The sequence below is a fragment of the Variovorax sp. P1_H12_2 genome (assembly GCF_056405335.1).
In genome coordinates this window covers 1-24,768 of the sequence record NZ_JBFUCI010000039.1, presented here as the reverse complement: position 1 = coordinate 24,768, position 24,768 = coordinate 1, and the positions used below count along the sequence as shown (strand labels likewise).

Below are 24,768 nucleotides of genomic sequence, written 5' to 3'. Positions count from 1 at the left end.
TTTTCCCCCTCCCACCACCACTGCAAAGGAATCACCATGACCACCAAGCTCGACAAGGTTCTCTACACCGCGCAAGCCCACACCATCGGCGGCCGCGATGGCGCCGGCAAATCCAGCGACGGCGCGATCGACGTCAAGCTCAGCTCGCCCGGCTCGGGCAAGCCCGGCACCAACCCCGAGCAGCTGTTCGCGGTCGGCTACGCCGCCTGCTTCATCGGCGCCATGAAGGCCGTGGGCCCGAAGATCAGCGTCAAGGTGCCGGACGACGTGGCGATCGATTCCAGCGTCTCGCTCGGCCCGATCAACGAAGGCAAGGCCTACGGCATCGCGGTCAAGCTCGCGATCACGCTGCCGGGCCTCGACGCCGCGCAGAAGCAGCTGCTGGTCGACACCGCGCACCAGGTCTGCCCGTACTCGAACGCCACGCGCGGCAACATCGACGTCGAACTCTCGATCGTCTGATCGGCAGCGGCGGGCGCCACGCCAGCCGTCGAAGCCCGGCAAGGAGTCGCCCGAGCGACCCGTTGCCGGGCTTTTTCTCGTGCGTTCCGCAAGCCTCTGCGCTAAGGTTCCCCGATGAGCACCGACACCCTGCTGGTCCGCAAGGACGACCTTTCCTCCACCCGCCTGCACACCACCGCCGACACGCGGCTGGCCGACGGGCAGGTCCGCGTGCGCATCGAGCGCTTCGCGCTGACCTCGAACAACATCACCTACGCCGCCTTCGGCGAAGCGATGAGCTACTGGCAGTTCTTCCCGAGCGGCGAGGAAGGCTGGGGCATCATTCCGGTGTGGGGCTTCGCGAGCGTGTCGCACTCGCTGCATCCGGGCGTGGCGGTGGGCGAAAGGCTCTACGGCTACTTCCCGATGGCCTCGGCCGCGGTGCTGACACCCGAGCGCCTCTCGCCCGATCGGCTCAGCGACGGCGCGGCGCATCGCAGCGCCCTGCCCGTGGTCTACAACCAATACCAGCGCACGCGTTCCGACCCGCTCTACACGGCCGACACCGAAGACCTGCAGGCGCTGCTGCGGCCGCTCTTCATCACCTCGTGGCTGATCGACGACTTCCTCGACGACAACGAATTCTTCGGCGCGCGACCGGGTGCCGCGCTGCTGTCCAGCGCTTCGAGCAAGACCGCCTACGGCACCGCCTTCCAGCTGAAGCAGCGCAAGGGCATCGAGGTGATCGGCCTGACGTCCGCCGCCAACCGGGCGTTCTGCGAAAGCCTGGGCTGCTACGACCGCGTGCTGGCCTACGAGGAGCTCGACCAGGTCGCCGCCGACACGCCCTGCGTCTACGTGGACTTCGCGGGCAACGCAAGCCTGCGGCGCGAGATCCACACGCGCTTCGCGAATTTGAAGCACAGCGCGTCGATCGGCGGCACCCATGTCGACCAGCTGGCGGCCAGCGGCGCGGGCAAGACCCTGCCCGGACCGCGCGCCACGCTGTTCTTCGCGCCGGCGCAGATCAGGAAGCGCATCGGCGACTGGGGCGGCGAGGTGTTCGGGCAGCGGATGGTTGAAGCCTGGCAGGCGTTCGCTGCCCGGGCGGCGAATCCACGCACGCCATGGCTGCGCGTCGAGCACCATGCGGGGGGTCCGGCGGTACAGGCGGCCTATGCGCAGGTGCTGGCGGGGCGGGGGGATCCGCGGGTGGGGCACATCCTGTCGCTTTCCTGAAGATCATTTTTCCCGACGCACTTGTCCGGCGCCCGGCACGGTGCCCGACCCGCACACGCCACACACCTCAGCTGGCGCGGTCCCCAGCCTGCGCGAGCCGCCGCTGCACCGAGGCTGCCAGTGTCTGCAGAATCAGGCAGCAACTGGTCGCCCCCGCGTCCAACACGCCGATCGATCGTGCGCCCAGGCGCGCAGCGCGTCCCACCTTCGCCTGCAGCGACTTCGTCGAATCCCTGCCGGCGGCAGCCCCAGCGCTCATCGCGCGAAGCGCGGCGGCGAAATCCGCGCCGCCGGCCAGCGTCGCGCGATAGGCGTCGAGGGCCGGCACGAGCGTGTCGATCAGCGTCTTGTCGCCCACCATGGCATGGCCCACGCGCTGCACCCCGAGAACACCAGCCGACAAGGCGTCACCGAACAACGCGGCGTCCAATTGCGAATGGGGCGCCAAGGTGGCGGCCATTTCACCGAAGAAGCTGCCGTAGAGCGGGCCCATCGATCCGCCGATGTCATCGCGCAATGCCTGAGCGAGCTGGTCGAGCGCTGCCGGAAGCTCGTTCGCCTGTGGACCGAGCGCATCGAGCCGCGCCGCGCAGTTGCCGAAGCCCTTGGCCATATTGACGCCATGATCCCCATCTCCGATCAAGCCGTCGATCTCGCTCAGGTGCTGGCGGTTGGCGATCACCGCGTCGACCAGGTCGCGCACCCATTCGCCCGCTTGGGCAAGCGTCAATGCGGTCCCGACCACAGCCCGTGGCACTGCAACAGCGATCGCGCCAGTTTCGGACGCAGCCGATGATGCGATCGAGTTCGCATAGGCGCGGCCCGTTGGCATGCTTCCAGCGACAGTCAACGCGACGCTGCTGCACGGGTAGCTCAGGCAGGCCTCAAGCTCTTCGTCAAGCTTCATCAAGGTCAGTGTCACGCCCATCATCTCGAGCGAGGTGAACAGGTTGCCTACGCGATTGAATGCGATCGCGATGCCATGGGCCTCGAGCCGTCGTGCCACCTCTGCGTAGAGGATGTACGACTCCATCACGGGCGTGGCGCCCAACCCGGAGACCAGGACGGCCACGCGGTCGCCGGCCCCGAACGGCAAGTCGGGCAGCACCGCGCCGAGCATCATCTCGGCCATCTCGGCGGCCGAGACCGTGGGACGCACGGCGATGCCGGGCTCGCCATGATGGCCGATGCCGACCTCCATCGTTCCATGCTCGACGATGAAGTTGGCCTTGCCGACCGCCGGAATGACGCAGGCCGAGAGCCCGACACCCACGCTGCGGGTGTTCGAGATCGCCTTCTGGGCGGCGGCGATCACCTCCGCCAGCGCCGCGCCCATGGCGGCTTTGGCAGCACCGACCTTCCACATCAGGATTTCGCCCGCCACGCCCCGGCGCTTGGCCTCGTCACCGCGCGGCGCGGACGCGACGTCGTCGTTCGCGGTGACGGTTCGAACCGTGATGCCTTCTCGCGCGGCCAGCTCGACGGCCATCTTCACGTTCATGTTGTCGCCGGCGTAGTTGCCATAAAGACAGGCCACGCCGGCGCCCCCGTCCGCGCCGCGTATTGCATCGAGGAAGCTCCTGGCCGTTGGCGACGAGAAGATTTCCCCAATGGCGACCGCGTCGAGCATGCCGTCGCCGACATAACCGAGGAAAGCCGGCTCATGGCCCGAACCGCCACCCGTCACCACACCGACCTTTCCCGGCTCTGACGATTGCCGGCGTTGGACGACCCGCGGGTTGCCGACGCACGCGCGCATCGAACTGCCATGCGCTTGGAGCCAGCCGACGAGCATGTCGTCGACCACTCCGTCCGGACTGTTGATGACGCGGTTCGAAGCCATGTTTTCCCCTCCACTGCTTGGTCAAGCGGCAGATTCTAGGCAACAGATATCTCAAATGATCATGATTTGCTCATTTGATCTTTTGATACATCAGCCAGAAGGTCTTATGTTTTATTAAGTTCGTGATTTCATGGAGTTTTCAACTGTCAATTTCAGCAAAACCAAGCAATTCCATGAAAACCAGATAGATCATTCGACCTTTCAATTGACAAATGATCATTTGTGGCAATACTCCCGACCGAAGCGGGCGATCGACTTCCGCTCATGAGGTCAGGGAGAACAAACATGAATGTGGCCATTGGCTGCGACGAAGCAGCTCGCGAACTGAAAGCCGTGCTCAAGGAGCACCTCCGCGCGCAAGGCCATGAGGTCACGGATTTCGGCACGCACGGCGATGAATCGGCGCTTTACCCCGACATCGGCATCGCGGTCGCCGAAGCCGTGGYGGGCGGAAAGCACGAGCGCGCGGTGCTGCTGTGCGGCACCGGCATCGGGATGGCCATCTCGGCCAACAAGGTCGCCGGCATCCGTGCGGCTCAGGCACACGACACCTACTCGGCGGAGCGTGCCAGCCGCAGCAACGATGCCCAGGTCATCACCATCGGGTCGCGGGTGGTCGGGCCGGAACTGGCCAAGGCCATCGTCGACCGCTATCTGGGCGCGCACTTCGAAGGCGGGCCGTCGAGCGTCAAGCTGGCCGTGATCGCCGCCTACGAGGGACGCAAGGCCCAAGCAACCGGCCGCCCGCCGACCGCGATAGACGAAGGTCAAGGCGCCGGCAACGACCGCTGAGCTCAGAGCCCCATGAACACGCCCCTGCTGAAAGCCGAAGGTGTCGCCAAGAGCTTCGGCGGCGTGCCCGCCCTGATCGATGGACGCCTCACGCTGGAACCGGGCAGCGTCCACGCCCTGTGCGGCGGCAACGGCGCCGGCAAATCCACCTTTCTCAACATCCTCATGGGCATCCTCCAGCGGGACGGCGGCGCCATCCAGGTCAGGGGCAAGCCCATCGACTTCGACGGCCCGGACGACGCCCTGCGTGCGCGGATCTCGATCATCACGCAGGAGCTTTCGCCCATCCCGGGAATGACGGTCGCCGAGAACATCTACCTGGGCCGCGAGCCCCGGCGCCTCGGCGTGGTCGTGGACTACCCGCGCATCCTCGCGACCACCGGGCGGTTGCTGGAGCGGCTCGGGTTCGACATCGACCCCCGAGCGCCTATGCACCGCCTGAGCCTGGCGCAGACCCAGCTCGTCGAGATCGCCAAGGCCTTCAGCCGCGACAGCGAGATCATCATCATGGACGAGCCGACCTCGGCCATCGGCGAGCGCGAGACGGAGGTGCTGTTCGATGCCATCCGCAACCTGACGGCCCATGGCGCCGGCATCGTCTACGTCTCTCATCGCCTGTCGGAAATCTTCCGGATCGCCGATCGATACACCGTGTTCCGCGACGGCCGCTTCGTCGAAAGCGGCCTGATCGGCGAGATCGATCGTGGCCACCTGGTCAGCACCATCGTCGGGCGACAACTGAAGCCGGCCGAAAAGGCGCGCCGCGCACCCGGCGCCCCGGTACTTCAAACGATCGCGCTCGGACGGCGCGGTGAGTTCTCGGACATTTCGCTGACCGTACACAAGAACGAGGTTCTGGGGATCTACGGCCTGATGGGTGCTGGCCGAAGCGAATTCCTCAACTGCATCTACGGCCTGAGTACGCCGGAGCACGGCGAAATCAAGCTGCGCAACAAGACGCTGGCCATCGGCAGCCCCGCCAGGAGCATCGCGGCCGGACTCTCGCTGGTCACCGAGGACCGCAAGGAAACAGGACTCGTCCTGACCAGCTCCATCGCCATGAACATCGCCCTGTCAGTCTATCGGCGCATGACGACCCTCTCGCTGATCAACCACCGCGCCGTCAGGAAACTGGTCGCGGCGATGGCCGAGCGCATGCGGATGAAGACCCGCTCGACGGCGCTGCCGGTCTCGTCCATGAGTGGCGGCAATCAGCAGAAGGTGGTGCTGGCGCGCTGCTTCTCCACCCAGCCGCTGTGCCTGATGTGCGACGAGCCGACGCGGGGCATCGACGAGGGTGCCAAGCAGGAGGTCTATCAACTGCTGAACGAATTCGCATTGTCCGGCGGCGCGGTCCTGCTGGTGTCTTCGGAGGCACAGGAAGTCCTGGACGCCAGCGATCGCATCGCGATTTTCAAGGCGGGTTGCCTGGTTGCCGTCGTCGACGCCAGCCGCGCAACCCAAGAGGAACTCCTGCACCTGGCTTCATGATGACAAACAACGCCCTTCACTTGCCCCAAGGCTCCGACCGCTCCTCGCTGGACCTGCGCGAGCTCTATGGCCGCTACGGCATCCTTGCGGCCCTGCTCGTCGTCTGCATCTCGCTGTCGCTCGCCACAGAGTTCTTCATGACCTGGGGCAACTGGGCCGACATCCTGCGCCAGACCTCCATCAACGGCATCCTGGCGGTCGGGATGACCTACGTGGTGCTCACCGGCGGCATCGACCTGTCGGTGGGTGCCATCCTGGCCTTCTCGGGGATCGTCAGCGCCTGGCTGGTCGCGAGCGGCGGATCCTACGGCGTGACCGGCAGCGTCCTCGCGGGATTGGGCGTGGGCCTGTTGCTGGGCGCCGTCAACGGCTTGCTGATCGCACGCTTCTCGGTGCCGCCGTTCGTGGCGACCCTGGGCATGCTGAGCGCCGCTCGCGGCTTCACCTACATCTTCAACGACGGCATGCCCGTCTCCGACCTTCCGCCGGGCTTCCTCGCGATCGGCGACGGTCGCCTTGGCGGCGTGCCGTTGCCGATCGTCATCTTCGCGGTCGTCATGGGGGTGTTCTGGTTCGTGCTTCGCTACACGATCTACGGGCGCTACATCTATGCGGTCGGCGGCAACGTGAAGAGCGCCAAGACCAGCGGCATCGGCACGCGCAAGGTCGTGTTCGCGGTCTATGCGGTCAGCGGGCTGCTGGCGGGGCTGGCCGGCATCCTGCTCGCGGCCAGGACCACCGCCGCCCTGCCCCAGGCCGGCATCTCCTACGAACTCGATGCCATTGCCGCCGTGGTCATCGGCGGCACCAGTCTTTCGGGCGGCACCGGATCGCTGGGCGGAACCCTGCTGGGCGCGCTGCTGATCGGCGTCATCAACAACGGCTTGAATCTGCTGGGCGTTTCTTCGTACTACCAGCAGGTGATCAAGGGCGTGATCATCGTCGGCGCCGTGCTGCTCGACACGTCACGCAAGAAGAGCACATAGGCAGTTTTTCACACAGGGAGACAACATGACACGACTGAAGAATCTGGCTCTGGCCCTCACTCTGGCGACCGCAGTGGCCGCGCATGCACAAGACAAACCCTTGCGCGTCGGGGCCGCGATCTATGGCCTCAAGGGCGAGTTCATGCAGATGTGGAGCGCACAGCTGAAGGCGCACCCTTCCGTGCAGGACGGCTCCGTGAAGATCACGATCTTCGACGGCAACTACGACGCACTCACGCAGAGCAACCAGTTCGACACGATGATCACGCAAAAATACGATGCGATCATCTTCGTGCCGATCGACCTCAAGGCCGGCGCCGCACCGGTGCAGAAGGCGATCCGGGCCGGCATCCCCGTCGTCGGCTCCAACACCCGCGTCGCCGGCGATGTCCTGACCTCCTACGTCGGCAACGACGACGTCGTCGCCGGCCGCATGGAGGCCGAAACGCTCATGAAGAAGATCGGCGGCAAAGGCAACATCGTCATCATCGAAGGGCCGATCGGCCAGTCCGCCCAGATCGAGCGCGCCAAGGGCAACGACGAAGTGCTGGCCCGACACCCCGAAGTGAAGGTGCTGGCACGCAAGACCGGCAACTGGTCGCGCGCCGAGTCGATGGCGCTGATGGAGAACTGGCTCACGGCGTTCCCCGGAAAGATCGATGGCGTCATCGCGCAGAACGACGACGAAGCGCTGGGGGCCGTGCAGGCGATCAAGTCCAAGGGGATGGACATCCGGAAGATCCCCGTGGTCGGCATCGACGGCATCGCCGCCGCCATCGGTGCAGTGCAGCGCAACGAGATGACGACCAACTTCCAGGACGCCCAGGCCCAGGCGCAGGGCGCGATGGACGTTGCGCTGCGCGCGATCAAGGGGCCTTCCTACACACCGCGCTCGACCATCTGGGCCGAGTATGCGCAGCAGATGCCCTGGGGCGACGGTACGGCGAAGTCGTACACGGTGCCCTGGACCGAGATCACGCCGGCCAATGCAGCGCCCTTCCTGAACAAGGTCAAGGCGCCATGACGCGCGAGGACACCGCCGCGAGCTCCCATTGGACCCACGGCTTCGATCTCTCGGGGCAGGTGGCGGTGGTCACCGGCGCCGCCAGCGGCATCGGGCTGGCGGCCGCCGAGTTGCTGTCGCAGTGCGGCGCCCGCCTCGCCCTGCTGGACCTTCGCGGCGAGGTGGCCGGCGTCGCAGCCGACCTCGAAGGCGGTCTCGATCGCCATCTGGCATGCGCTGTCGATCTGGAGGAACCCTCCGCGATCGCCGAGGCGATCGCGCAGGCGCACGACCGCTTCGGTGCCGTCGACATCCTGGTGAACAACGCCGGGGTCGCGCTCCTCGATGAGGCGGAAGACCTTTCCGAATCGGCGTGGGACAGGACGATGGCCATCAACCTGAAGGCCCCCTTTCTGCTCGCGCAGGCGGTCGGGCGCGGCATGAAGCAGAGAGGCTACGGACGCATCATCAACCTGGCCTCGCAGGCCAGCGTGATCGCGCTGAATCGCCATGCGGCGTACTGCGCCAGCAAGGCCGCACTGATCGGCCTGACCAAGGTGCTGGCACTCGAGTGGGCCCCACACGGCATCACCGTCAATGCCATCTCGCCCACGGTGGTCGACACCGACCTGGGCAGGAAGGCATGGGCCGGCGAAACGGGCGCCGCCATGCGAACGCGGATTCCGGTGGGCCGCTTCGCCAGGCCGGACGAGATCGCCGGCGTCATCCTGTTCCTCGCGAGCGACGCCTCGGCCATGGTCACAGGAGAAAACATCATCGTCGATGGCGGCTACACAGCCCAGTGATCGGCACTCCAGGGAGGACGAGACAATGAACTTTCACGACACGGACATGCTGGCAGTCGTCTGCCATGCGCCCCGGGACTATCGTCTCGAGCGGGTCAAGCGACCGGCGGCCGGCGCCAACGAGGTAGTGATCAAGATCGCCGCCTGCGGCATCTGCGCCAGCGACTGCAAGTGCCACTCGGGTGCGGCCCGCTTCTGGGGCGACCCATCAAGGAACAAGCCGGCCTACGTCAAACCGCCCGTGATACCCGGCCATGAATTCTGGGGCCACGTGGTCGAGATCGGCGCAGGCGCCGAGGCGTTCCACGGCGTCAGTCTTGGCGATCGGGTGATCGCCGAACAGATCGTTCCCTGCACCCGATGCCGCTACTGCAAGACGGGCTTCCGCTGGATGTGCGAGGTGCACGACGTCTACGGCTTCCAGCGGCAGGTGGCGGACGGCGGCATGGCGGACTACATGCGCTTGTCGGCACGCGCAGTGATTCACAAGATCCCAGGGCACATCTCGTTCGAGGATGCCTCCATGACCGAGCCCTTGTCCTGCGCGATCCACGCGGTCAACCGGGCCGACATCCAGCTGGACGACGTGGTCGTCATCGCCGGCGCCGGGACGCTCGGCCTGCTGATGGTCCAGGTCGCGCGCCTCAAGACACCGAAGAAGCTGATCGTGATCGACATGATCGACCAGCGCCTCGAATTGGCGCGGGGTTTCGGCGCCGACGTCGTGATCAACCCGGGGCAAGAGGATGCCGAGGCCATCGTTCGCTCGTTGACGGACAGCTACGGCTGCGACGTCTACATCGAATCGACGGGTGCGCCGGCCGGTGTCACGCAGGGCTTGAACATGATCCGCAAGCTCGGTCGCTTCGTCGAGTTCAGTGTCTTCGGGCGCGACACCACGGTCGACTGGTCGATCATCGGCGAGGAGAAGGAACTCGACCTTCGGGGCGCCCACCTGAGCGGCGACTGCTATCCCGTTGCGATCGACCTGCTCGCCCGCGGCCTCGTCAAGTCCGCGGGCATCGTGACCCACACCTTCGCCTTGTCCGAGTGGGATGCGGCGATCAAGCTCGCGGATTCGACGGACTCCATCAAGGTGCTGCTGAAGCCGGCACCTTGAGCCTGCCGGCGCCGGGCGGGTGGCGCGCTGATATAACCGCTGCATGACGGAAAACGACCTGGCTCAGCTCGCCACGCTGTACTACATCGATGGGCAGACCCAGGAAGAGCTTTCGAAACGCTTCGCGATCTCGCGCGCCACCATCGGGCGCCTGCTGCGCAAGGCGCAGAAGACAGGCATCGTCGAGATCCGCGTGCGTCCGCATGCAGCGCTCACGTCCGACCTGGAAAAGCAGTTGGTCGAGCGCTTCGGCATCCAGCGCGCGCTGATCTCCGTGGACCACAAGGAACCCGAAAGCCAGCGCGCGCTGCTGGCGGGCGTCGTGGCAGGTTACCTCGACCGCATCCTGGTCGACGACAGCGTGGTCGCGGTCGGCATGGGGCGCAACGTCAGCGCGGTCAGCGAGCACGCGATCTCGGCGACGCGCCGCAGTTGCGTCTTCGTGAGCGCCATCGGCGGCAGCTACCGGGGTGGCGAGACGATGAACGCCGACCACATCGCGCGGCGGTTGGCGGCGCGTTTCGGCGGCGAGTCCGAATCGCTCTACGCGCCCGCGCTGGTCGGGGAACCCGCCGTGCGACAGGCCTTGCTCGAGAACGACACCGTCCGCCATACGCTCGACCGCGCCCGGCGCGCCGACATTGCCATGATCGGCGTCGGCGACATGAGCGAGGACAGCAACATGGTCCGCATGGGCTGGTTCTCGGCCCGCGAGATCAGCGATGCCAAGCGCACCGGGACGGTCGGCGACATGATGGGCTACGACTTCATCGACATCCACGGCCGGCCGGCGATGACGCCGATACAGGGGCGGGTCGTGGGGCTCAATCGCAACGACCTGGAACGCATCCCCGACGTGATCGCGATCGTGGCCGAATCGAGCAAGGTCACGGCGATGCTCGGCGCACTGCGCACGCGCACGATCAATACGCTGGCGACCACGGCGAGCAACGCGATGGCGGTCTTGCAGCTGAGCAGCGCGACGCCTGGGGAGAATTGACCGCTCGCCCGCCAAAGGATCACTGGATCACCTTGTCCGCCCGGTTCAGAACCGACTGCGGGACCGTGAACCCGAGCCGCTTCGCCGTCTTCAGGTTGATCAGCAACTCGAACTTCGTCGGCTGCTCGATCGGAAGGTCCGCGGGCTTGGCGCCTTTCAGGATCCGGTCGACGTAGCGGGCGCCGTCCTTGCCCTCGGTGCCGTAGCCGGGTCCGTAGGCCATCAGGCAGCCGTTTTCCGCATAGTCGCCCCGCGCGCAGATCGATGGCAACCCATGTTCGATGGCCAGCTCCGCGATCAGCTTCTGGTTTGAATTGGCCACCGGGTTCAGCGTGACCCACACGGCATTGCTGCGCGCCTTGACGGCTTCCTTGAACGCTGCCGCATAGCGGTCGGCGCTGCCGGCCTCCATCGAATAGAGCTCGAGGCCCAGTTTCTCGGCCGGCAGCCGGCTGGCCTCCCACTGCGGGACGGAGCCGGGCGCCTGTGGATCCCACAGCACCGCCACACGGGCGATCCTGGGGTTGATTTCCTTGAGAAGCTCCAGCCGCTTGCCGGTGAGGATGGCCGCCACGTTGGTGATGCCCGTGCTGTTCCCGCCGGGCCGCGCAAGGCTCTCGGCCAGTCCGGTGGCGATCGGATCCGTGACGCCCATGAAGACGATGGGCACCGTCGTGGTCGTCTTCCTGGCGGCCTGCGCCGCGTTGGTCGTCACCGCGACCAGCACGTCGATGTCCAGGCGAATCAGCTCGGCCGCCAGGCTGGGGAGCCGCTGCAGATCCTGGCTCTCGTGGCGGTAGTCGATCAAAATGTTCTGCCCTTCGACATAGCCGAGATCCCGCAGCCCTTGCCGAAACGCTTCCAGGCGCGGCGCGTCGGYGCTGGCCGAAACGGCCGCCAGATAACCCACGCGCGCGACCTTCCTCGGCTGCTGGGCCCGGGCAAGGGAACCGGCAGCCGCCAGCACGGTGCAAAGAAGGAGCCACAGGATCTTGCTGCGCATCGGACATCTCCTTGTTGCCAGCGTCCTCAGAAGGGCGATTTTGCGCCGCTTCCGGCCCATCGCCTGTGCCTCATGCGTGGGGTCCGGGTCGGCCGATCGGCCTACGCGACCGGTCTTCCCATCGCGCGGACGGCGATGTCCAATGGGCAGGCCATGATGCCCCCGGATTCGTCCCCTGTGTCACCGACGGGCGAGCTCGCACCGCCAGCCGATGGCCGACGCTTCACGGTGCTGTCAAGGGCCACGCGGGATGTCCACCGCGGGCGCCTGTTCCGCAAGTACCTGCTGCTGATCCTCTCGCTGGTGACGACGGTGCTGCTGGCGTCCAGCGCGATCAGCCTCTATTTCTCCTATCAGGAGACCAAGGCGGCCCTGGCCAGCTTGCAGCACGAAAAGGCCGTCGGCGCGGCCTCCCGGATCGAGCAGCACGTCCAGCAGGTGTCCCAGCAGCTGGCCTACGCGTCCCTGGCCCAGCTCGACGCCTCGGACCTGGAGTCGCGGCGCACGGAATTCTGGCGGCTGCTGCGCCTGGCCCCGGAAGTGACCGACATCGCGCAGCTCGACCGTGCCGGTCGCGAACAGATCGCGGTATCGCGGCTGGGCATGGACGTCGTGGGTTCCGGCAGGGATCGGTCGTCGGAGACGCCGTTCCGCAACGCCGAGCCCGATGCGGCCTGGTTCGGGCCGGTGTACTTCAACCGCGACACCGAGCCCTACATGACGGTGGCGATCCGGTCCGGCGGCGCGAAGGGGCCGGTCACGGTGGCCGAGCTGAATCTCAAGTTCATCTGGGATGTCGTATCGCGCATCGAGATCGGCCACGCGGGCAAGGCCTATGCGATCGACGGCAACGGCCTGCTCGTGGCAGACCCCGACATCGGGCTGGTACTTCGCAAGACCAGCCTGGCATCGTTGCCGCATGTCCAGGCTGCCGCGGCGGCCGACGGCCCGTCGAAACCGCAGGCGATGGTGTCGCGCAACCTCCAGGGGGCCACCGTGCTGACCTCGATGGCGCCGATCGATTCGCTGGGCTGGAAGGTGTTCGTCGAACAGCCGATCGCAGAGGTGTATGCCAAGCTGAACGCCTCGATCCTGCGCGCCGCCGTGCTGCTGCTCGCGGGCCTGGCGATCTCGGCGCTGGCGGCATCGGTCCTCGCGCGCAGCATGGTGCGGCCGATCCGCACCCTCGCCCGCGGTGCGCGGCGCATCGGCCGGGGCGATCTGAATCCCGAGATCGTCGTCCACACGGGCGACGAGCTCGAAGGCCTGGCCCAGCAGTTCAACCGCATGTCGGTGCAGMTTCGCGAGTCGTACGGCGAGTTGGAGCGCAAGGTCGAGCAGCGCACCGCCGAACTGACGGCGTCGCTCGAGTACCAGACCGCGACAGCGGAGATTCTCAGGGTCATCAGCCGTTCGCCGACCGAGCTCCAGCCCGTCCTGTCGGCCGTCGCCGAGCGTTCCGCGGTGCTGTGCCGGGCCCACGGATGCCGGGTCTGGCTGCCGGAGGGTGATCACTTGCGCGCCATGACCGGCTACCAGGGCGCCAGCGACGGCTCCGAATCGGGCCGTGATGAAGTCCTGCCGCTGACGCGCGGATCGGTGGTGGGACGCGCCTTCCTGGAGCGCCGGACCGTGCACGTCGAGGATGTCGCCCGCCTGATCGATTCCGACTACCCCGATTCGCGCGACCCCCAGTCGCGCCACGGATTCCGTACCGTACTGGGCGTTCCCATGGTGCGCGAGGGCGCATCGCTCGGCATCATCGCCGTGGTTCGCAGGGAGGTGCGGCGCTTCTCGGAGGCCGAGGTCCGCCTCGTCGAGACCTTCGCCGACCAGGCGGTGATCGCGATCCAGAATGCGCGCCTGTTCCAGGAGATCGAGGACAAGAGCCGCCAGCTCGAAGTGGCGAACCGCCACAAGTCGGAGTTCCTGGCCAACATGTCGCACGAGCTGCGCACGCCCCTGAACGCCATCATCGGCTTTTCCGAGGCGCTGACCGAGCAGATGTTCGGCGACGTCAATGCCAAGCAGATGGAATACCTGCGGGACATCCACTCGTCGGGCCAGCACCTGCTGACGCTGATCAACGACGTGCTGGACTTGTCGAAGATCGAAGCCGGACGCATGGAGCTGGACCTGAGCTGCTTCGATCTCGGCCTGCTGCTGGACAACGCCCTGACCCTGGTGCGCGAGCGCGCGCAGCGCAACGGCCTGTCGATGTCGCTGGAGGTGGGCGAAGGGCTGACGGAATGGGTGGCGGACGCACGAAAGCTCAAGCAGGTGGTGGTGAACCTGCTGTCCAACGCGGTGAAGTTCACGCCGGCCGGCGGCCGCGTGCGCCTGGACGCCCGCCGCATCGAGACGGCAGCCGGCCCGGCCCTGGTCGAGGTGAGCGTGACCGACACCGGCGTGGGCATCGCGCCCGAAGACCACTCGCTGGTGTTCGACGAGTTCCGACAGGCCGGCGGCGATTACCTGCGCAAGGCCGAAGGCACCGGGCTGGGGCTGTCGCTGTCCAAGCGCTTCGTGGAGCTGCACGGTGGCACGTTGCGCGTCGACAGCCGCCCCGGCGAAGGCTCGACTTTCACCTTCCAGCTGCCGCTGCAGAGCCTGGAGGCCATCGGATGAACACGGTCCTGATCGCCGAGGCATTTCCGGCCGCCGCGCTTCGGCTGCCGTGCGGGGGGCGCTGGAAATGAGTCCGCATATCCTGGTCGTCGACGACGTCGCCAAGAACGTGCGGCTGCTCGCGGACGTCCTGACGGCGCGCGGCTACCGGACGAGCACCGCGGCGTCCGGCGAAGAGGCCCTGGCATGCATCGCGGCCGACCCACCCGACCTGGTGCTGCTGGACGTGATGATGCCGGGCATGAACGGCTATGACGTGTGCCGCGCCCTCCGCGCCGATCCCGCCTGCGCGGTGCTGCCGATCGTGCTGGTGACCGCACTCGATCCGGAGCAGGAGCGCGTGAAGGGCCTGGAGGCCGGCGCCGACGACTTCCTGGGCAAGCCCATCAACCAGGCCGAGCTGATGGCACGCGTGCGCTCCCTGTTGCGGGTCAAGACGCTGTACGACGAAGTCCAGCAGCAAAAGGCCTTGCTGCAGGCCTGGAACGCCACGCTGGAACAACGCGTGGCGGAGAGTGTTCAGCAACTGGAACGCGTGGGGCAGCTCAAGCGCTTCTTCTCGCCGCAGCTGGCCGAGGCGATTCTTGCCGGCGGCGCCGACGACCCGCTCAGGAGCCATCGGCGCGAGATCACCGTCGTCTTTCTCGACCTGCGCGGCTTTACCGCGTTCACCGAAACGGCCGAGCCCGAGGAAGTGATGGCCGTGCTGGCGCAATACCATGCCGCGATGGGGCAGCTGGTGCTTGCCCACGAGGGCACGCTGGAGCGCTTCTCGGGCGACGGCATGATGATCTTCTTCAACGACCCGCAGCCCGTGGCCGATGCGCCGGCGCGCGCATTGCGCATGGCGGTCCAGATGCAGCGCGAGATGGCGGCCCTCAGCGGGCAATGGCGCCGCCGGGGCTATGACCTGCACATGGGCATCGGCATCGCGCAGGGCTTCGCGACGCTCGGCGGCATCGGCTTCGACGGGCGCATCGACTACGGGGCCATCGGCACGGTCACCAACCTGGCCGCGCGCCTGTGCGGCGAAGCCGGCGGTGGAGAAATCCTGATCTCGCAGCGCGTTCAGGCGGCCTTGCAGGACGTCGCGGCGAAGACCGCCGAATGGTCGATCGAGGGAGCGGGTGAACTGGAACTCAAGGGGTTTCAGCGCCGGGTGGCGGCGTGGCGGGTCGTGGCCGCGTCTTGATCGGATGATGCGCCGCGGGGCCCTCCGCCCGCACCTCGCGCGCCAGCAAGGGCTGCTGGCAGTGGCTGCACACCACKTGCGGCGCGAACGCATGTCCGCAGGCCCGGTGCATCGGCCGGATCGAGCTCGGTTCGATGAAGTGATGGCGGCTGGCCCAGCTCGAAAAGCACAGGATGTAGCCGAACAGGTCGCGGCTCGCGGGCGTCAGCCGGTAGATCCTTCGCCGGCCGTCGGCCAGATCGGCCTGGCTCAGCAGCAGCCCGGTGTCGACCATGCCCGCCAGCCGGCGCGTGAGCACGCTGCTGCCGATGCCCAGCACATGACTGAGTTCGTCGAAGTGATGACAGCCGAGCAGCACGGCCGAGATGATCAGCAAGGCCCAGCGGTCCACCCGTAGGCCCAGGCCGGGCTCCCCACCTTCGGCCTGCGCCAGCCGGGGGGCGCGGCCGCGCGCGGGCGGGTGTTCGCGCAGCGCGTCGACGGCCTCCAGCGTGAAGCTCAGGTCGCCGATGCCGACCTTGTCGCCGCAAGCCCCGCAGGCCAGCCAGGGCACGAATGGGTGGCCGCAGCCGATGTGGACCAGGCGCTCGGGCAGGTCGGAGGCACGAGCCCCCCAGCGCCGCTCCCACGACCACATCATGAGCACATGCGGGTAGAGCGTGAGCCCCTTGGCCGTGAGGTGGTAGCCATGCCGCAGCGGGCGCTGCTGATAGGGGCGCTGGCGCAGCAGGCCGAGCGCGGTGAGCGCGCGCAGGCGCTGGGCCAGCGTGTGGCGTGGAATGCCCAGGCGGCTCTGCCATTCATCGAAGCGCCGCACGCCGAGAAAGGCGCCGAGCACGACCGCCATGGTCCAGCGGTCGCCCAGCAGTTGCAGGCCGTGGTCGAGGGTGCTGGTGGCCAGCGCGTCGCGACGCAGGTCGAGTTCTTCGGGAGTCAGTGGCACCGGATGATTGTCAGCTTGTGGGTCGCGCGCCGCCGCGCTCAGCCACGAAGCTTACGACGGTTGCGCACAGCTCGCCGATTCTGAGCTCTCAGGCGTGTGTCGCGGATCCTTCGCGCCAGCGCGCGCAGCAGGCTGCGCCAGGCCGGCGAATCGTGCACTGGCCTGCGCATACTCGCGCTCGAGCCGATCGACCACCGCGGTCACGGTCTCGACCTCGCGGATCGCACCGATGCCCTGGCCGGCGGCCCACACATCCTTCCAGCGCCGGGCTGCCATCGGCTGGCCGCTGTCGTACTGGCGCTGGGGCGCACTCGGCATGTTGTCGGGATCGAGGCCGTTGGCCCGCAGCGACGCCTTCAGCCAGCTCGCGGGCGTCCCGGTGACGCCCGCGCTCACCACCAGGTCGTCGACCGTGCTGTCGACCAGCATCTTCTTGTAGGCGTCCGGCGCCAGGCTCTCGGCCACCGGAATGAAGCGCGTGCCCATGTAGACCAAGTCGGCGCCCGAGGCGATCGCGCCGGCCACGCCCCAGCCGTCGCTGATGCCGCCGCCGGTGACCACCAAGCCATCGAAGAACTCGCGCACCGCGCTGACGAAGGCGAAGGGCGACAGGAAGCCGGTGTGGCCGCCCGCGCCGGCCGACACGCAGGCCAGGCCGTCGGCGCCGGCCGCCACCGCCTTTTTCGCGAGCTGCAGGTTGATGACGTCCRCGAACACGCGGCCGCCATAGCGGTGCACCACCTCGATCGCGGGCTTGGGGCTGCCGAGCGCCGTGACCACGATCGGCGGCTTGTAGCGAGCGACCAATTCGAGATCTTCGGCCAGCCGCGTGTTCGACGAATGCGTGACCAGGTTCGCGCACCAGGGGCCGAGGGTGGCGGCCGGCTGCGCGTCGCGCGCCCGCGCCAGGCCTTCGGTGATCTCGCGCATCCAGGCGTCGAGCATCTCGATCGGCCGCGCGTTGGGCGTGGGGAAGGCGCCGACGATGCCGGCGCGGCAGGCGGCCAGCACCAGTGCCGGCCCGGAGATCAGGAACATCGGCGCCGCGATGACCGGCAGCCGCAGCTGGAAGGGAGGGATCGAATTCGTCGTCATGTCGGCGTGCCTCATTCGCTGGCCTTGAAGCCCGAGATCCGCACCGCTTCGGCCCAGCGTTTCGAGTCGGCCTGGGCGAAGCGGGTGAATTCCTGCGGGGTCGAAGGCAGGGTCTCGAAATCCATGGTCTTCCATTTCTCCTTGAGTTCGGCCGAGCGGAGGATCTTCACGAACTCGCCGTTGAGCCTGGCGATGACCGCATCGGGCGTGCCGGCCGGCGCCGCGATCGCCGCCCAGATGTAGATCTCGAGATCGGGGTAGCCCTGCTCCCGGAAGGTCGCGACCTGCGGCATCAGCGCCGAGCGCTGCGGGCTCGTCACGGCCAGCACCTTGACCTTGCCCGCGTCCACCTGCGGCTTGACCGCCAGCAGCGGCAGGAAGGCCGCATCGACCTGGCCGCCGACCAGGTTCGTGACCGCCGGCGGCGTGCCGTTGAAAGGCACGTGCACCATGTCGATGCCGGCACGCTGGTTCAGCAGAACGCCGGCGAAATGCGAGGAGTTGCCGGCCGTGAAGGAAGCGAACGACACCTTGCCCGGACGCGCCTTGGTCCAGGCGACGAATTCCTTGATGTCGTTGGCGGGCACCTGGTTGTTGACCGCCATCACCATCGAGGCGCCGAGGAAGTTGCTGACCGGCCTGAAGTTTTTCTCGGGGTCGTAGGGCAGCCGCGCGAAGGTGTGCGGGTTGACGGTGAACATGCTGGTGTTGGCCAGCAGCAGCGTGTAGCCGTTGGGCGGCGCGCTCATCACGGTCTGCGCCGCGATGATGCCGGAGCCGCCGGGCTTGTTGTCGATCAGGAGCGGCTGGCCGGCGTTCTTCTTGAACTCCTCGGCCACCTGGCGCAGCGCGGTGTCGAGGGTGTTGCCGGGCGCGAAGGGCACCACGATGCGCAGCGGCCTGTCCGGGAAGGCGGCAGGGTCCTGTGCGCGGGCCCAGGGTGCGGCGCTCGCGAGCGCCAGGCCGCCGAGCTGCAAACAGGCGATGCGTCGGTTCATGTCTTGTCTCCTGTAGAGGGGTCCAGCAGCGAGCCGATCGCGGCGGCCACCTGCGCCGGCGCTTCCAGCGGCGTCATGTGGCCCGCGCCCTCGATCCATTCGAGCCGCGCGGACGGCATCAGCGCGGCCAGTTCCTGCGACAGCTCGGGCGGCGTGATGCGGTCGCTTCGGCCGCACACCACACGCACCGGAATCCGCAGCGCGGCCAGCGCTTCGCGATGGTCGGAGCGACCGACGATCGCGCGGTTCTGACGGATCGCCGCCTCGGGGCCGACCTCGCGCAGCAGCGTGCGCAGCGCGGCCATCCAGGGCTCGTCGGCATGGCGCGCATCGTCGGTCGCGAACTGCGCGACGCCGGCCGTGACCTTGTCAAAATCGCGGCCGATCGCGGCAATGGTCTTCTCGCGCAGCGCTGCGCCTTCGGTCGACTCGGGCCGGCCCGAGGTGTCGAGCAGCACCAGGCCGTCGACCCGGCGGCCCTGCCCCGCGATCATCTCGATCGCCACGTAGCCGCCCATCGAGAAGCCGCAGACCCGCACCGGCACGCCGAGGGGCACATCGGCCACACGGGCCCAGGCATCGCGCGCCATCTCGGCGATGCTGGACTGGGTCTGGACGTCGGCGATGCGGACATCGAAGCGCGACTGCAGCAGCGGCACCACCTCGCGCCAGACCGCGGCCGTGTTCAGCATGCCGGGGATCAGCAGGAGCACCGGCTTCATGCAACCACTCCCGGCAGGTCGGCGAGTGCGCGCGCGCGCAGCCGCAGCTCGCGCTTGAGGATCTTGCCGACCGGGTTGCGCGGCAGCTCGGCCAGCGGCAGCAGGTACTCGGGCAGCTTGTAGACCGCTACGCGCTTGTGCTCGCGCAGGAAAGCGTTGATCCCCTCGAGCGTGGCCGGCGCGGCGACGTCGACCGAGACGACGCAGGCGCAGAGCTTCTCGCCGAGCACCTCGTCGGGCACGCCGACCACCGCGGCCTCGCGCACGCCGGGACAGGCCAGCAGCAGGCTCTCGATTTCCTCCGACGAGATGTTGACGCCACCGCGGATCACCAGGTCCTTGGAGCGCCCCACGTAGCGGTAGTACTGCAGGCGATCTCCGGCGATCTCGAACAGGTCGCCGGTCTTGTAGAAGCCCTGTTCGTCGAACGCGCGCTGGCTCAGCCCGGGCGCGTTCCAGTAGCCGCTGAAGATGGTCGGGCCGTCGAAGCGGATCTCGCCGGGGCGGCCGCCGTCCTCGATGTCCTCGCCGGTCTCGCAGTCCACCAGCCGCGTGCGGATCTTGCGCGTGGTCGAGATGCTCCAGGCATGGCCCGGCACGCCGGCGCGCGGAAAGAACTGGGCGCGCAGCCCGGGGTCCGGGATGTCGACATGGTTGCCCGACAGCGCGGCGCCCTCGTTGGAGCCGAAGTAGTTGACGATCTGCACCCCGCGCTTCTCGGCGAAGCCACGCACCATCCAGTCCGACAGCGGCGCCGAGCCCGAGCCGATGCGCGCCAGCCGCCCGAAGTCGATGCCCTCGAGCAGCTGCTCGTTCTGCAGCAGCATGTTGAGGATCGCCGGCGGCGCCACCGTGTAGTCGATGCACTCGTCGCGCAGTTGCTGCAGGAACACCGGCAGCGCGAAAGGCTGGTGCTGCACCACGGTGCCGCCCAGCACCAGCCAGGCGGCGAAGGCGGTGGAGATGCCTGCCATGTTGACCAGCGGGAACGGATTGAGCAGGCGCGCCCGCTCGCGGATCTCGCCGGCCTCGATGATCGAGGGCGCGATCACCAGCCACTCGTTGTGGCTGCGCGGCACGCCCTTGGGGCTGGCCTCGGTGCCCGAGGTCCAGCAGATCGTGAACACGTCGTTGGCCGTGACGGCAGCCTCGCGCTCGGCCTGCGCGAGGCGCTGCAGGTCGCCGGGTCCCGGTGGCAGGCGCAGATGCGCCGCGACGTCGACCATGCCCTCGTCCACGGCGTCGCCCCAGGCGAGCACCGTGCGCAGCGAAGGGTGCGCGGCACGCAGGCCGGCATACATGCGCGCAGCCGCATGCCCGCCCTCGGCCTTTCCGATGCGCGAGAAGCTCAAGGCCGCGCTGGCCTGCGTGATCTCGAGGATCTGCGCCAGCTCGTGCTCGCGGTACTGGATCGGCACCGGCGTCGCGATGATGCCCAGCCGCGCACAGGCGAGGTAGACGACGAACTGCTCGATGCAGTTGGGCAACTGCACCACCATCACTTCGTCGCGGCGGATGCCCTCCACCAGCAGCATGAGGCAGAAGCGGTCGATCTCGTCGCCGAGCTGCGACCACGTGAGCCGGCGCGGCGCGCCGTGCGCGAAGTCGGCGCGGTTCGGTGCATCGACCACCGCCTCGTCATCCGGATGTGCCGCCAGGTTGTTGCGGAACAGCTCCCACAAAGTGATGCTGCCCCACCAGCCACGCGCGGTGTAGTCGTCGATCTTGTCTTGAGGCACGAGGATCATGGCGGCGTCCCGTTTCTCAGTACCCGCGCTGGAGGCGCTCGCCACTGACCCAGGTGGCATGGAAGCCGTTGGGCACCCGGTGCGGAATGCGGATGCGTGCCACCGGGCCCTGCGCGACGTCGCTGGCGTCGAACACGGTGACGAAGGACGCCTTCTTCTCGTCGTCCCACATGAAGCCCACCAGGTAGCCGTCGTCCTCGGCTTTCCAGTGGTCCTTCGGCGCGAAGGGCGCTTCGCTGAACCACTTGTGCACGCCCTCGTGGTAGCTGGTGCTGATGCCGCGCTCGAGGTCCTGGCGCACGAAGCCGCAGAAGCGCGGATCCTCGGCGCGGTTGCTGCGGCCCATCAGCACGTTCCACGAGTAGCGCGTCTTGTGGCCCTGCATCCACGAGTTGATGACCGGGAACTCCTGGTTGACGATGTCGTCGAGCACCCGCTCGCGGGTCTGTCCGGTGCGCAGGTTGAAGCGCCATTCGTAGAACATGAAGTCGTGCTCCAGGTTCGCGAGCATCTTGGGGAAGCGGTCCACCTCGACGTTGCCGCGCCAGTCGCGCGGCAGGCGAAAGGGCGTGCCGGTCATCACGATCTCGATGCCGCCGTGGCCATCGGCTTCTTCCCACGCGTTCGACACGTGGTACATGTAGGTCGGGCTGGCCTCGAACCAGCGGATCTGCTCGGGTGTGCCATGGCGCGGAATGACGCCGAAACGCGAGGGCAGCGTGTGATGGAACTTGAGCTTGTGGCGGCCGGCCGCGAAGGCGTCCATGTCGTAGAAGAGCGGCAGATCGTGCACGATCGTGTAGTTGGGCGTGATCGCCATGTCGTGCGGCAGGCGCGGTCCGGGCAGCTGCACCGGCATGAAGGTCTGCAAGGCGCCGTGGCGGTCCATCACGCCGTAGTGCATGTAGGGCGACTCCTTGCCGTAGGCGAAGAACAGGAATTCGCCGGTGCGCTCGTCCACCTTCGAATGCGCCGACACCGGCAGGCCCTTCATGCGCGGATCGAACTCCAGCTTGCCGACGGTCGACAGGTCGTTCGGCCGGCACTGGTAGACCGAGCCGCCCAGGTACCACATCGAGACCAGGTGGCCGGCGTAGAACTTGACGTCGGTGTTCGAGGTGTTCTTCACCGGCATGTCGGGCCGGTCCTTGCGCGGCGGGTCCTTGATGCCCTGCCACAGCGCCGAGCCGGCCGCGAGTTCCTCGTTCAGGCTGTCGGTCATGACCCAGCGGTTCTGGTAGTGCGCGCGGCCGCCCTCGAAACGCACGGCATGCAGCATGCCGTCGCCGTCGAACCAGTGGTAGCGGCCCGGGGCCTCGAAGCGCCGGTTGGGACCGTTGCGCACGTGCATGCCGGTGAGGTCGCGCGGGATCTCGCCCTCGACTTCGGTGAGTTCCATCGTGACTTCGTCCTCGATCGGCGCGAAGCCGCCCGTGAGGACGGGTATGTCGTTCTGTCCCATGTCGTTCTCCTTCAGTTCGAGGGGTGCGCGCTGCGCGAAGGCCGGCGCGATTGCGAGATGCGGAAGCGGCCGGCGACGAAGGCCAGGTCGGTCAGGCTGGCGTTGCCCGCCGGATTCAGGCCGGTCACGTGGTAGTCGCTGTAGGCGGCCGCGAAGTTGAGCGGCATCGGTCCCGTGAGGTTGATCGTGAGCTGCGCGCCGGCCCTCGCGTAGGTCGCTTCGGCGCGGGCGACGAAGGCCTCGTCGGTGGAATAGACAAAGGCCGTGAGCCCGCCGAACTCGCGCACGTCACGCGTGGCCTGGGCCAGTGCATCGGCCGCGTCGTCGCAGGCGATCACGAAGCTCACCGGACCGAAGCGCTCTTCGCCGTAGAGGTCGCGCTCGCTCTTGCCGACCTGGAGCATCAACGGCGTGCGCGTGCGCGCCTCGGGAAACTCGGGGTGCACGTAGGGCGCCGGCCGCAGCAGCACCCGGCCGCGGGTCTCGCCCTCGCGTTCCAGGCGATCGAGCAAGGCGATGCTCTGCGTCGACTGCAGCGCCGCGAGGATCATCGCGGCCTTCTTCGGCTCGCCCGCGATGGCTGCGACCGCAGCGGCCAACCGGCGCGCGACCTCGTCGAGGCTCACGACACCCTGCGGCGTGCGCACGCCCTGCGCCGGCAGGTAGATGTTCTGCGGGCTGGTGCACATCTGGGCGCTGAACATGCACAGCGTGGTGGCAAGGCTGCGCAGCACGGCGTCGAGATCCTCCACCGACTCGATCACCACCGTGTTGCAGCCGGCGGTCTCGGTGAAGACCAGCGCCGGGTGCGCATGCTGCTCCACCCACTGGCCGAAGGCGACGCTGCCCGTGAAATCGACGATCGCGGTCTGCGGATGCCCAACCAGCTGCTTGCCGATCGGCGAGGCCTGCGTGTCGAGGGCCAGCGTGACCAGGTTCGGATCGAAGCCCGCCGCCTCCAGCACGCGGCGAAAGGCGCGCACCGTGATCGCCATCGGCAGCACGGTCGCCGGATGCGGCTTCACGATCACCGCATTGCCGGTGGACAGGCTGGCGAGCATCGAGGGCCAGGCGTTCCAGGTCGGGAAGCTGGCGCAACTGAAGCAGACCGCCACGCCGCGCGGCACCAGCCGATAGGTCTTGTCGAGCACGATGCGCGCGGCGCCGAAGCTGCGCTCCCAGCGCGCGCTCGGCGCGATCGCCTCCATCGCCTGGCGGGCGTGCACCAGCACCTCGATGCCGCGGTCGAGCGCGTTGACGCCCGAGCCGGCATAGGCCATGTTGAAGCTCTGGCCGGCCGTGTGCATCACCGCGTGCGCGATCTCGAACAGGTGCTCGCGGTAGAGCGTGTCGAGCGCCTCCATCAGGACGCCGATGCGGGTGTCGATCGCGGCGTCGGCCCAGGCCGGGATCGCGGCTTCGCCGGCGTCGAACAGCCGGTCGATGTCGGACTGCGGATAGAGGATGCCAAGCGGCTGCTGGGTGTAGGGCGAGAGCTCCTCGCCGACTTCGGCCGTGATGCCGGGCTGGTCCAGCACGAAGCGCTGACCCAGTTGCCGGCGGAAGGCCTGCGCCCCGGCGGCCTGCGCGCGGGCGGCGTCCGGATACTGGCCAGGCATCTCGGGATAAGGGCTCCAGCAGTGGCGCGCACTGCAGGCCCGCACCGCGCGTTCGAAGGTGGCCCGGTGCTTCTCGTACAGCGTCGACGCCACCAGCGCCTCGCTCATGCAGCGGCCCTCTTCCACATCAGCCGGTGATGGCGCGCGACGTCCGTGCCGGGCACCGTGTCGGAGGCCGACAGCGTGAGCCGTCCTTCGGCATCGAAGTGCATGTCCCGCACCTGCTGCGTGCCGACGAAGTTCGGATTCAGCGACTGCGTGACCGAGTGCACCACCTGCTGCGCGCCGGGCTCGCCGCGGATCTCGTAGCGGCCGGCGTACTGGAAGTAGCTCTCGAAGGCCGCCAGGCGCTCCCGCTCCGGGGCGCTGCGCACGCTGTCGCTCGACAGCCTGGGCCGGTCGGGCCGCGCGATGCAGGCGTTCATCCAGCCGTCGGTGCTGTAGAGGATCAGCCCCACCGCCGCTTCGCCGTAAGGCAGCGTGGCGGGCCGGCCGTCGCCGTAGCCGATGTCCCAGCGGACGAGCTGCCATGTGCCGAGCAAGGGATTGCGTTCCTGCATGCAATGTCTCCTTTTAACTTTCTTAATTGAACTCAGTTTAGACAACTCGATTGCCGCATGCAAGAGGGGCTTCGAGC

21 protein-coding genes are annotated in these 24,768 nt (G+C 67.7%); 11 read left to right on the top strand and 10 right to left on the bottom strand.

All coding sequences use genetic code 11. The features are described from left to right. Positions 1 to 36 precede the first annotated feature (36 nt). Both AC1D2K_RS06760 and AC1D2K_RS06755 read left to right on the top strand, forming a co-directional pair. A complete protein-coding gene (locus AC1D2K_RS06760) occupies positions 37 to 462 on the top strand; it encodes an organic hydroperoxide resistance protein (RefSeq protein WP_478087346.1) in 426 nt (141 codons plus the stop codon). Between the two features lie 114 nt (positions 463 to 576). Beyond that, positions 577 to 1,680 (top strand): DUF2855 family protein, encoded by a 1,104-nt coding sequence (locus AC1D2K_RS06755; protein ID WP_478087344.1) that lies wholly within the window; start codon positions 577 to 579, stop codon positions 1,678 to 1,680. A gap of 67 nt (positions 1,681 to 1,747) precedes the next feature. Here the strand turns inward: AC1D2K_RS06755 and dhaL are convergent, their stop codons facing one another. Next, positions 1,748 to 3,523 carry a dihydroxyacetone kinase subunit DhaL gene (gene dhaL, locus AC1D2K_RS06750; RefSeq protein WP_478087342.1) on the bottom strand — a complete coding sequence of 592 codons (1,776 nt, stop codon included), beginning with the start codon at positions 3,521 to 3,523 and terminating at the stop codon, positions 1,748 to 1,750. Between the two features lie 285 nt (positions 3,524 to 3,808). On the opposite strand from dhaL, the gene rpiB reads away from it, so the two are divergent. Genes rpiB through AC1D2K_RS06715 form a run of 7 tightly spaced genes read left to right on the top strand, consistent with a single transcriptional unit; the run spans position 3,809 to position 10,721 of the window. Further along, a complete protein-coding gene (gene rpiB / locus AC1D2K_RS06745; RefSeq protein ID WP_478087340.1) occupies positions 3,809 to 4,315 on the top strand; it encodes a ribose 5-phosphate isomerase B in 507 nt (168 codons plus the stop codon). Positions 4,316 to 4,327: 12 nt separating this feature from the next. Next, positions 4,328 to 5,806: a sugar ABC transporter ATP-binding protein gene (locus AC1D2K_RS06740; protein WP_478087338.1), complete on the top strand. Its 1,479-nt coding sequence runs from the start codon at positions 4,328 to 4,330 to the stop codon at positions 5,804 to 5,806. After that, on the top strand, positions 5,806 to 6,792 hold the full coding sequence (locus AC1D2K_RS06735) for an ABC transporter permease (RefSeq protein WP_478087348.1): 987 nt from the start codon (positions 5,806 to 5,808) through the stop codon (positions 6,790 to 6,792). Before AC1D2K_RS06740 ends, AC1D2K_RS06735 begins: the two co-directional genes overlap by 1 nt. 25 nt (positions 6,793 to 6,817) lie before the next feature. After that, a complete protein-coding gene (locus tag AC1D2K_RS06730) occupies positions 6,818 to 7,816 on the top strand; it encodes a substrate-binding domain-containing protein (protein WP_478087337.1) in 999 nt (332 codons plus the stop codon). Beyond that, positions 7,813 to 8,601, top strand: a complete 789-nt coding sequence (locus tag AC1D2K_RS06725; RefSeq protein WP_478087335.1) for a GolD/DthD family dehydrogenase — start codon at positions 7,813 to 7,815, stop codon at positions 8,599 to 8,601. Before AC1D2K_RS06730 ends, AC1D2K_RS06725 begins: the two co-directional genes overlap by 4 nt. A 25-nt stretch (positions 8,602 to 8,626) precedes the next feature. Then, positions 8,627 to 9,721, top strand: coding sequence for an alcohol dehydrogenase catalytic domain-containing protein (locus AC1D2K_RS06720; RefSeq protein WP_478087333.1), 1,095 nt, complete (start codon positions 8,627 to 8,629; stop codon positions 9,719 to 9,721). Between the two features lie 43 nt (positions 9,722 to 9,764). Beyond that, complete coding sequence (locus AC1D2K_RS06715; protein WP_478087331.1) at positions 9,765 to 10,721, top strand: sugar-binding transcriptional regulator; 957 nt, start codon at positions 9,765 to 9,767, stop codon at positions 10,719 to 10,721. 19 nt (positions 10,722 to 10,740) lie between these two features. Here the strand turns inward: AC1D2K_RS06715 and AC1D2K_RS06710 are convergent, their stop codons facing one another. Next, positions 10,741 to 11,724 (bottom strand): ABC transporter substrate-binding protein, encoded by a 984-nt coding sequence (locus AC1D2K_RS06710; protein WP_478087329.1) that lies wholly within the window; start codon positions 11,722 to 11,724, stop codon positions 10,741 to 10,743. A gap of 177 nt (positions 11,725 to 11,901) precedes the next feature. Here AC1D2K_RS06710 and AC1D2K_RS06705 point away from each other — a divergent pair, with 177 nt between their 5' ends. Next, on the top strand, positions 11,902 to 14,352 hold the full coding sequence (locus AC1D2K_RS06705; RefSeq protein WP_478087327.1) for a sensor histidine kinase: 2,451 nt from the start codon (positions 11,902 to 11,904) through the stop codon (positions 14,350 to 14,352). 67 nt (positions 14,353 to 14,419) lie between these two features. Next, positions 14,420 to 15,544, top strand: coding sequence for an adenylate/guanylate cyclase domain-containing protein (locus tag AC1D2K_RS06700; RefSeq protein ID WP_478087325.1), 1,125 nt, complete (start codon positions 14,420 to 14,422; stop codon positions 15,542 to 15,544). Here AC1D2K_RS06700 and AC1D2K_RS06695 read toward each other — a convergent pair. Genes AC1D2K_RS06695 through AC1D2K_RS06660 form a run of 8 tightly spaced genes read right to left on the bottom strand, consistent with a single transcriptional unit; the run spans position 15,492 to position 24,691 of the window. After that, positions 15,492 to 16,487, bottom strand: coding sequence for a winged helix-turn-helix transcriptional regulator (locus AC1D2K_RS06695; protein WP_478087323.1), 996 nt, complete (start codon positions 16,485 to 16,487; stop codon positions 15,492 to 15,494). The two genes, AC1D2K_RS06700 and AC1D2K_RS06695, sit on opposite strands and share 53 nt — an antisense overlap. A 51-nt stretch (positions 16,488 to 16,538) precedes the next feature. Further along, the gene (locus tag AC1D2K_RS06690) at positions 16,539 to 17,582 is read right to left on the bottom strand and encodes an NAD(P)H-dependent flavin oxidoreductase (RefSeq protein WP_478087321.1); all 1,044 of its coding nucleotides are present in this window, start codon (positions 17,580 to 17,582) and stop codon (positions 16,539 to 16,541) included. An 11-nt stretch (positions 17,583 to 17,593) separates the two neighbouring features. Next, on the bottom strand, positions 17,594 to 18,580 hold the full coding sequence (locus tag AC1D2K_RS06685) for a Bug family tripartite tricarboxylate transporter substrate binding protein (protein ID WP_478087319.1): 987 nt from the start codon (positions 18,578 to 18,580) through the stop codon (positions 17,594 to 17,596). Beyond that, positions 18,577 to 19,302 (bottom strand): alpha/beta fold hydrolase, encoded by a 726-nt coding sequence (locus AC1D2K_RS06680; RefSeq protein WP_478087317.1) that lies wholly within the window; start codon positions 19,300 to 19,302, stop codon positions 18,577 to 18,579. Before AC1D2K_RS06680 ends, AC1D2K_RS06685 begins: the two co-directional genes overlap by 4 nt. After that, a complete protein-coding gene (locus AC1D2K_RS06675) occupies positions 19,299 to 21,050 on the bottom strand; it encodes a class I adenylate-forming enzyme family protein (RefSeq protein WP_478087316.1) in 1,752 nt (583 codons plus the stop codon). Before AC1D2K_RS06675 ends, AC1D2K_RS06680 begins: the two co-directional genes overlap by 4 nt. A gap of 16 nt (positions 21,051 to 21,066) precedes the next feature. After that, complete coding sequence (locus tag AC1D2K_RS06670) at positions 21,067 to 22,512, bottom strand: carotenoid oxygenase family protein (protein ID WP_478087314.1); 1,446 nt, start codon at positions 22,510 to 22,512, stop codon at positions 21,067 to 21,069. A gap of 11 nt (positions 22,513 to 22,523) precedes the next feature. Then, entirely contained in the window at positions 22,524 to 24,239 is a 1,716-nt protein-coding gene (paaN, locus tag AC1D2K_RS06665) for a phenylacetic acid degradation protein PaaN (protein ID WP_478087312.1), read from the bottom strand. Beyond that, complete coding sequence (locus AC1D2K_RS06660; protein WP_478087310.1) at positions 24,236 to 24,691, bottom strand: lipocalin-like domain-containing protein; 456 nt, start codon at positions 24,689 to 24,691, stop codon at positions 24,236 to 24,238. The genes paaN and AC1D2K_RS06660 overlap by 4 nt, the downstream gene beginning before the upstream one ends. Positions 24,692 to 24,768 lie beyond the last annotated feature (77 nt).

What these genes read in the sequence shown, in the direction of transcription:
- AC1D2K_RS06755 (WP_478087344.1), top strand. Translation starts at nt 577, where the DNA reads ATGAGCACCGACACCCTGCTGGTCCGCAAGGACGACCTTTCCTCCACC.
- dhaL (WP_478087342.1), bottom strand. Translation starts at nt 3,523, where the DNA reads ATGGCTTCGAACCGCGTCATCAACAGTCCGGACGGAGTGGTCGACGAC.
- AC1D2K_RS06685 (WP_478087319.1), bottom strand. Translation starts at nt 18,580, where the DNA reads ATGAACCGACGCATCGCCTGTTTGCAGCTCGGCGGCCTGGCGCTCGCG.
- AC1D2K_RS06680 (WP_478087317.1), bottom strand. Translation starts at nt 19,302, where the DNA reads ATGAAGCCGGTGCTCCTGCTGATCCCCGGCATGCTGAACACGGCCGCG.
- AC1D2K_RS06735 (WP_478087348.1), top strand. Translation starts at nt 5,806, where the DNA reads ATGACAAACAACGCCCTTCACTTGCCCCAAGGCTCCGACCGCTCCTCG.
- AC1D2K_RS06675 (WP_478087316.1), bottom strand. Translation starts at nt 21,050, where the DNA reads ATGATCCTCGTGCCTCAAGACAAGATCGACGACTACACCGCGCGTGGC.
- AC1D2K_RS06715 (WP_478087331.1), top strand. Translation starts at nt 9,765, where the DNA reads ATGACGGAAAACGACCTGGCTCAGCTCGCCACGCTGTACTACATCGAT.
- AC1D2K_RS06730 (WP_478087337.1), top strand. Translation starts at nt 6,818, where the DNA reads ATGACACGACTGAAGAATCTGGCTCTGGCCCTCACTCTGGCGACCGCA.
- AC1D2K_RS06760 (WP_478087346.1), top strand. Translation starts at nt 37, where the DNA reads ATGACCACCAAGCTCGACAAGGTTCTCTACACCGCGCAAGCCCACACC.
- AC1D2K_RS06660 (WP_478087310.1), bottom strand. Translation starts at nt 24,691, where the DNA reads ATGCAGGAACGCAATCCCTTGCTCGGCACATGGCAGCTCGTCCGCTGG.
- AC1D2K_RS06725 (WP_478087335.1), top strand. Translation starts at nt 7,813, where the DNA reads ATGACGCGCGAGGACACCGCCGCGAGCTCCCATTGGACCCACGGCTTC.
- AC1D2K_RS06740 (WP_478087338.1), top strand. Translation starts at nt 4,328, where the DNA reads ATGAACACGCCCCTGCTGAAAGCCGAAGGTGTCGCCAAGAGCTTCGGC.
- paaN (WP_478087312.1), bottom strand. Translation starts at nt 24,239, where the DNA reads ATGAGCGAGGCGCTGGTGGCGTCGACGCTGTACGAGAAGCACCGGGCC.
- AC1D2K_RS06670 (WP_478087314.1), bottom strand. Translation starts at nt 22,512, where the DNA reads ATGGGACAGAACGACATACCCGTCCTCACGGGCGGCTTCGCGCCGATC.
- AC1D2K_RS06700 (WP_478087325.1), top strand. Translation starts at nt 14,420, where the DNA reads ATGAGTCCGCATATCCTGGTCGTCGACGACGTCGCCAAGAACGTGCGG.
- AC1D2K_RS06720 (WP_478087333.1), top strand. Translation starts at nt 8,627, where the DNA reads ATGAACTTTCACGACACGGACATGCTGGCAGTCGTCTGCCATGCGCCC.